Annotated in this window: 7 protein-coding genes and 1 pseudogene; 6 read left to right on the forward strand and 2 right to left on the reverse strand. The window is 46.0% G+C overall.

Translation table 11 applies throughout. The annotated features are described in order from the left end of the window. The 5 genes and pseudogenes from A3757_RS01695 to A3757_RS01715 all read left to right on the forward strand — a co-directional run. Positions 1 to 449, forward strand: a pseudogene (locus A3757_RS01695) (bifunctional 3,4-dihydroxy-2-butanone-4-phosphate synthase/GTP cyclohydrolase II); the annotation flags it as partial. A gap of 67 nt (positions 450 to 516) precedes the next feature. Beyond that, positions 517 to 996, forward strand: coding sequence for a 6,7-dimethyl-8-ribityllumazine synthase (ribE, locus tag A3757_RS01700; RefSeq protein WP_068511375.1), 480 nt, complete (start codon positions 517 to 519; stop codon positions 994 to 996). Next, entirely contained in the window at positions 997 to 1,476 is a 480-nt protein-coding gene (nusB, locus tag A3757_RS01705) for a transcription antitermination factor NusB (RefSeq protein WP_068511377.1), read from the forward strand. A gap of 24 nt (positions 1,477 to 1,500) precedes the next feature. Beyond that, a complete protein-coding gene (thiL, locus tag A3757_RS01710; protein ID WP_068511379.1) occupies positions 1,501 to 2,463 on the forward strand; it encodes a thiamine-phosphate kinase in 963 nt (320 codons plus the stop codon). Then, the gene (locus tag A3757_RS01715; RefSeq protein ID WP_068511380.1) at positions 2,456 to 2,941 is read left to right on the forward strand and encodes a phosphatidylglycerophosphatase A; all 486 of its coding nucleotides are present in this window, start codon (positions 2,456 to 2,458) and stop codon (positions 2,939 to 2,941) included. Before thiL ends, A3757_RS01715 begins: the two co-directional genes overlap by 8 nt. A 55-nt stretch (positions 2,942 to 2,996) precedes the next feature. On the opposite strand, the gene A3757_RS01720 is transcribed toward A3757_RS01715, so the two are convergent. Further along, a complete protein-coding gene (locus tag A3757_RS01720) occupies positions 2,997 to 3,221 on the reverse strand; it encodes a DUF6316 family protein (protein ID WP_068511382.1) in 225 nt (74 codons plus the stop codon). Positions 3,222 to 3,360: 139 nt separating this feature from the next. Here A3757_RS01720 and A3757_RS01725 point away from each other — a divergent pair, with 139 nt between their 5' ends. After that, a complete protein-coding gene (locus A3757_RS01725) occupies positions 3,361 to 4,035 on the forward strand; it encodes a DUF2057 family protein (RefSeq protein WP_068511384.1) in 675 nt (224 codons plus the stop codon). 49 nt (positions 4,036 to 4,084) lie between these two features. Here A3757_RS01725 and A3757_RS01730 read toward each other — a convergent pair whose 3' ends face one another. Further along, a complete protein-coding gene (locus tag A3757_RS01730) occupies positions 4,085 to 5,596 on the reverse strand; it encodes a wax ester/triacylglycerol synthase family O-acyltransferase (protein ID WP_068567565.1) in 1,512 nt (503 codons plus the stop codon). Between the last annotated feature and the right edge of the window lie 14 nt (positions 5,597 to 5,610).

Genomic DNA, 5,610 nt, shown 5'->3' on the forward strand with positions numbered 1-5,610 from the left:
CATTTGATCTGATTACTTATAAAGATACCTTGCAAGGTCATGTTCACATGGCGTTTGTAAGAGGTGATTTATCAAAGGTGGATGCGCCGGTTATTCGGGTTCAGTCTCCTGATATCCTGCGTGATAGTTTAGGTGTTAAAGTGCCAGGATCGCAGAGTTGGTCTATGCAGCATTCGTTAGAGCGAATCAATGAAGAAGGCGCTGGCGCCTTAGTAGTTTTAGGTGGCCCGGCTGTTGACTTGGAAGAACGCTTGGCAGGATTTTTTGTGAACAAGCCAGCACCTTCGCAGACAGGAACGGGGGCGTATTTGACAGTGGGCACAGGCTCTCAGATCTTGCGTGATTTAGGCGTGACAAAAATGCGCCTATTGAATCCACCTGTTAAGTTTTCAGCTATTTCAGGTTTCGATTTGGAAGTGGTTGAATTTATTCCATATACAGCTTCTTGATGAAGTGGCTATTGAAATAAAACGAAACGAATTTTAAGAACGGTAACATACTAAAGAGAAAGGTCTTATGCGAAATATTAAAACCTATGAAGGTGATTTTAGAGATACGACGGGTGCAAAGTTTGCGATTATCGTGACACGATGGAACTCCTTTGTGGTAGAAAGCTTGCTAGAAGGTGCGGTGGATTCTTTGGTACGTCACGGTATTGATGAGAGTGATATCGAGATATTCCGCATTCCTGGCGCATTTGAAATGCCTTTAGCCGTGAAACGTGTTGCTGAAACTAAAAAGTATGACGCAGTGGTTGCTTTAGGAGCGGTGATCAGAGGCGGTACGCCTCACTTCGAGTATGTTGCTGGAGAGTGTGTGAAAGGTTTGGGTGCCGTATCATTGGATACAGGTATTCCTGTTGCCTTTGGCGTTCTGACGGTGGACACCATTGAGCAGGCGATTGAACGTGCCGGCACCAAAGCGGGTAACAAAGGTGAAGAAGCTGCGATGTCAGTTCTAGAGATGGTTCAACTATTTAAACAGTCAGGTATTTAAGTGAGCGAATCTAACCCTGCCGCAGGCGGTCAGCCTGTAAAGAAAACTGGAACGGCACAGCGTAAGAAGGCTCGAAAGTTGGTTCTTCAGGCGCTATATCAGTGGCAAATTTCCGGCTCCAGTATTGCTCAGGTAGAAGCAGAGTTTCGTACCGATCATGACTTTGATCGTATCGACTCGGCTTACTTTCGTGAAGTCTTTAGCGGTATACCTAAAGAAGTGACAGAATTGGATCAGGCAATTGAGCCTTTTCTGGATCGCGCAATTGTGGATGTTGACCCGGTAGAGATGAATGTTCTGCGTATGGGTGTCTTTGAATTTAAGCACCGCATTGATGTGCCTTACCGTGTGGTTATTAATGAGGCTGTTGAACTGGCTAAGTCATTCGGTGGTACTGATGGCCACAAGTATGTGAATAGTATTCTTGATAAGCTCGCCTTGCGTTTGCGCGCGGCTGAAACACGTCATAAACCCTCTTAGTGTTATAGCAACTTAGTTGATCCGATGCCATCTGCTCCTTCTGAATTCCAAATAATTAAACGGTATTTTGAAGGAGTGGGGCCTATCGATAAGCAGCTCGTTAACCAGGGTATAGGTGACGATTGTGCTGTCATTAACCCTCCTGCGAATAAGTCTCTGTGCTTCTCACTTGATACTATGGTTGAGGGGCGGCACTTTCCCAAGTCGGCACCGCCGCAACAATTGGCTATCCGAGCAATGTCTGCGTCATTGAGTGATTTGGCTGCAATGGGGGCGTCACCAGCATTCTTTACCTTGTCTTTGACGCTTCCTGATTCTGACCCGGATTGGCTTGAAGGCTTTTCAAGGGGGCTCAAGTATATGGCGGAGCGTTATCAATTGAGCCTCTTGGGCGGAGATACAACGCGAGGGCCATTAACTATTGGTATTCAGGTGCATGGTTTTACAGCTCAAGACAAAGCGCTACGTCGTAGTGGTGCTACAGAAGGCGAGGTGTTGGTTGTGACAGGGTGCTTGGGTGATGCGGGTGCTGCGCTAGACCTGCTGGATAAGAGTGCGCTTAGTGGCGTTGAGGAATACCTCCTGGGTCGATACTATGCTCCCACGCCAAGATTTGCAGAGGGCTTATTGATCACCCCCTACGCGAGTGCTTGTATTGATATCTCGGATGGTTTGCTAGCTGATGCAGGGCATATTGCTGAGTCTTCTTCATGTGGCCTAAGGATTGACCTGGACGCCTTGCCCTTGTCGAAAGAATTGCGTGAATTTTCTAAAGATAGAGCTGCGCTACTGGCACTGACTGCAGGAGATGACTACGAGTTACTTTTTACGATCCCTGAGGAAGGTTGGCAGGTATTGGAGTCGAAGGCTGAGGCGAGTGCTTTCACTAGAATAGGGCGGGTTGAGCCCAAGAGTTTTGGTGTTAAGGTCTTTTCTGGTGAGCAGGAAGTCGAAATAGAGAGAAAGGGGTTTCAGCATTTTGAGTAAGTTACCGCAAGGTTTTTTAAAGAATCCGGCACACTTTGCTGCTTTTGGTTTTGGTAGTGGTTGTGCACCGAAGGCACCCGGGACAGCAGGAACATTAATGGCGATTGTTCCTTATTTATGGCTGCAGCATTTAGCCTTAGAGTGGTACTTGGTGGTTATTGTGCTGAGCTTTGTTGTTGGCTGTTGGCTGTGTGCTAAAGCTTCCAAAGCCTTGGGTGTTCATGATCATGGCGGAATTGTTTGGGACGAGTTTGTTGGCTATTGGATAGCAATGATAGGCGCGCCGAAAGGCTGGTTGCCTATTGTACTAGGCTTCATTCTGTTTCGGGTTTTTGACATCTGGAAACCGCAGCCGATTAAATATCTGGATCAGCATATCCATGGTGGTAGCGGTATCATGATTGATGATGTGATTGCTGGCCTTTTTGCTCTAGTGATTCTGCAAGTTCTCTATTTTAGCTTACCGGGCTTGTTCTGAACTTCGATTTCTAGCGCATTATTTCTTAATGCGCTAGTTCACTTTGCAGAATGCTTTAATGGGCTGTTTCTTTGGTATAGGGAGCTGGCAGTTTGTTGATGATTTTTAAAAAGCTTTGCAGGCTATCCCGGGCTCTTTCTTTATTTGCATAAGGCCCGCTATCGAAGCCTTCACGAGTAGAAAAGTACCACTTATTACCAACACTGAAAAAGCGACTGCTGCGAAAAGGTATTTCCCCTTGTTCGCCTGTGCGGTGTGAAAGATCGGCTTGTTCATTCATTGGTGTATCCTCCAATTAATACTTGTCGTTGTTGTTATTTTACTTAACTGTATAACAAATTCCCGAAAAATCAATTTGTTGCCAAGAGGTGTGCTTGGAGGCACAATGCTGTCAGTTATTTTTCCACTTAGAGGCGTTTATGTATCGATTTTTTCAAGGCTTAAGAAGGCCAAAGTTTTTAGGTTTAGTGTTAAGTTTAGTTTTATTGAGTGCTTGTTCTGCTTCAAATAAGGTGGTGCAAACCTACGAAGGAAATATATTGCCTCAGGATCAGTTAGCGGTAGTGCTTGCTCCAGAAAATATAAGTCTGATTTCTGTTAATGGGCGAGAGGTTCCTACTTATCTGTTAAGTAATATTGAAACAAAATATGGCCTGAGAGCCGGTCTTAACCAGCTTGTATTCAAGTACGAAAGTATCTGGGCGAAGCCTGGTCCTCAGACAAATGGAAATAGTAGGTCAGAGAAAACCGAGTCACAGTTAGTGATGCTCGAGTTTAATGCTCTGGCAGGGGAGTCATATAACTTTGTATATGCCGAAGCGGATAATATCAGAGAGGCTCGTAGCTTGGCTTCAAACTTCTCTGCATCGCTTGTTGATAAGGTGGGGCAGGAGCTTGCTGTTTCAGTCCCCTATACCGAGAAGAGCTCGGCTAATCAGAAGGTTTTCGTATCCGGGAAGGTGACTGGCGCCGACTCAGGCTTGAGTGAGTCAAAAAGTGAAGCTGCTTCCAGTCTGGTCTCGCTGAAAGAGCTTTGGGGGAAGACTAGCACTGAAGATAGAAAAGCCTTTTTGGTTTGGGCGTTTCAGGAGTAAAAAAGCGCTAAGTCGGCTTAGGTCGAAGAGCTGGCTCTACAGCTTGCCGCTATTTTCCTACGCAAAAGATGTTGCTGACTAAGCCGGCAACATCTTCGATAAAACCAGTCTTGTTTGTATTTGGCTCACTCAGATCAATATCGGTGCAATCTGGTATTTCTGTTTCGCTACTTAGAATCGTTTCTATCGCTGTCTGAAAGTATTTTTCAAAGGGTTGCTTAAGGGACAGTGCTTCAGGGTTGTAGGTGCAGGTGACACTGTAATTGCCGTTATAACTCACAATCATCAGTGCTAAACCAATACCGTCAAATAAAGGCGCAGTGCTAATAAATTGTGTTAATTCTGCATTTTCAAAGTAGAGCGGGAATTGAGGGCCAGGAATGTTAATGATCGGTAAATTGAACATCGGCTTATGTTTCTGTGCCAGTAGAAACTCAGAATAAACTCGTGCAGACAGTCCCGCAATGCAAGAGGGAACGAGTTCGGTCAAGTGGCTGGCTGATATTGCTGAGTCGTAGTGATTTTCCAAGGTTGCTGCCTTGTGAATCATGCAAATTCGCTTTATCGGGTCCTGCTCTGTGCTAGCAAGTGAGAATAATGTGGCGGCTAGCTGGTTTCCGGACTTAACGTCGAGGCTTGTTGAGCGAACAGATATCGGTGCTAGCGCAATAAGGTCTGATTCGGACTCGGCTTCCATATCTCTAAGATAGCTGGCAATGGCTTCGGCGCAGATCCCCATGACAACGTCATTTGTTGTGACTGAGCCAAGGCCTTTCTTAATCGACCTTACTTGATTGAGAGGAATCTCTATATTCTCGATCGCACGAGACTTGCTGATCTTTTGATTCATTGGTGTGTCGGCAACCTTCATCAGACTAGATGGAAGGTTGAGAGAGGAAAGGCGCTCGGTGATAACGGAGTAAAATGCCGAGGCAGCCGTGTCTTTTGCCAGTAAAGTGAGTTTTGCCGGAATATTAAATACGTTGTTATAGGCTGCACCTAGCCAGGAACCTGTGTCGGGTAGAGGGGTTGGTGTCCAGTCTTGATCTGATTCAGGTTTTGTCACTTCAGGGCTGACATGAACTAACTGGCTTAGAATATCTTCACCACTTACTCCGTCAATAGCTGCGATGTGAACCTTCAGCAGAAGAGCGAAGTGTTCTTGCTCGTAGCTTTTGCTTGGGTCAACTTGCAAATCCTCAATATATCTAGCTTCCCAAAGAGGGCGAGTCCGGTCGAGCGGCGCACTAAAAAAGTCGGCTGCGCTATTGAGTAGCGTTTCTTTCTGGCTTAATTTGTCGTGGCTGATATGTCGGGCGGCGTCAAAGTCCGGGTCGTCAGTCCAGACGGGTAGGTCTAGATTGAGAGGGTATTCGACTAAGCGCTCACGAAAGAATGGTTCATTCCCGAGTTTTGACTGGAGTACACGTTGAAAGTGCTCAAAATCAAGTGTGTTGTCGCCTTTAGGGCGCTGGAATACGAAAACACCACCTACGTGGAGAGGGGTGTGTTCGGTTTCCAGATATAAAAACGAAGAATCAAGTTCGGACAGCTGCTGCATTCATCAGGCTCATG

The organism is Oleiphilus sp. HI0117 (assembly GCF_001635235.1).

What these genes read in the sequence shown, in the direction of transcription:
- A3757_RS01720 (WP_068511382.1), bottom strand. Translation starts at nt 3,221, where the DNA reads ATGAATGAACAAGCCGATCTTTCACACCGCACAGGCGAACAAGGGGAA.
- A3757_RS01730 (WP_068567565.1), bottom strand. Translation starts at nt 5,596, where the DNA reads ATGCAGCAGCTGTCCGAACTTGATTCTTCGTTTTTATATCTGGAAACC.
- A3757_RS01725 (WP_068511384.1), top strand. Translation starts at nt 3,361, where the DNA reads ATGTATCGATTTTTTCAAGGCTTAAGAAGGCCAAAGTTTTTAGGTTTA.
- ribE (WP_068511375.1), top strand. Translation starts at nt 517, where the DNA reads ATGCGAAATATTAAAACCTATGAAGGTGATTTTAGAGATACGACGGGT.
- thiL (WP_068511379.1), top strand. Translation starts at nt 1,501, where the DNA reads ATGCCATCTGCTCCTTCTGAATTCCAAATAATTAAACGGTATTTTGAA.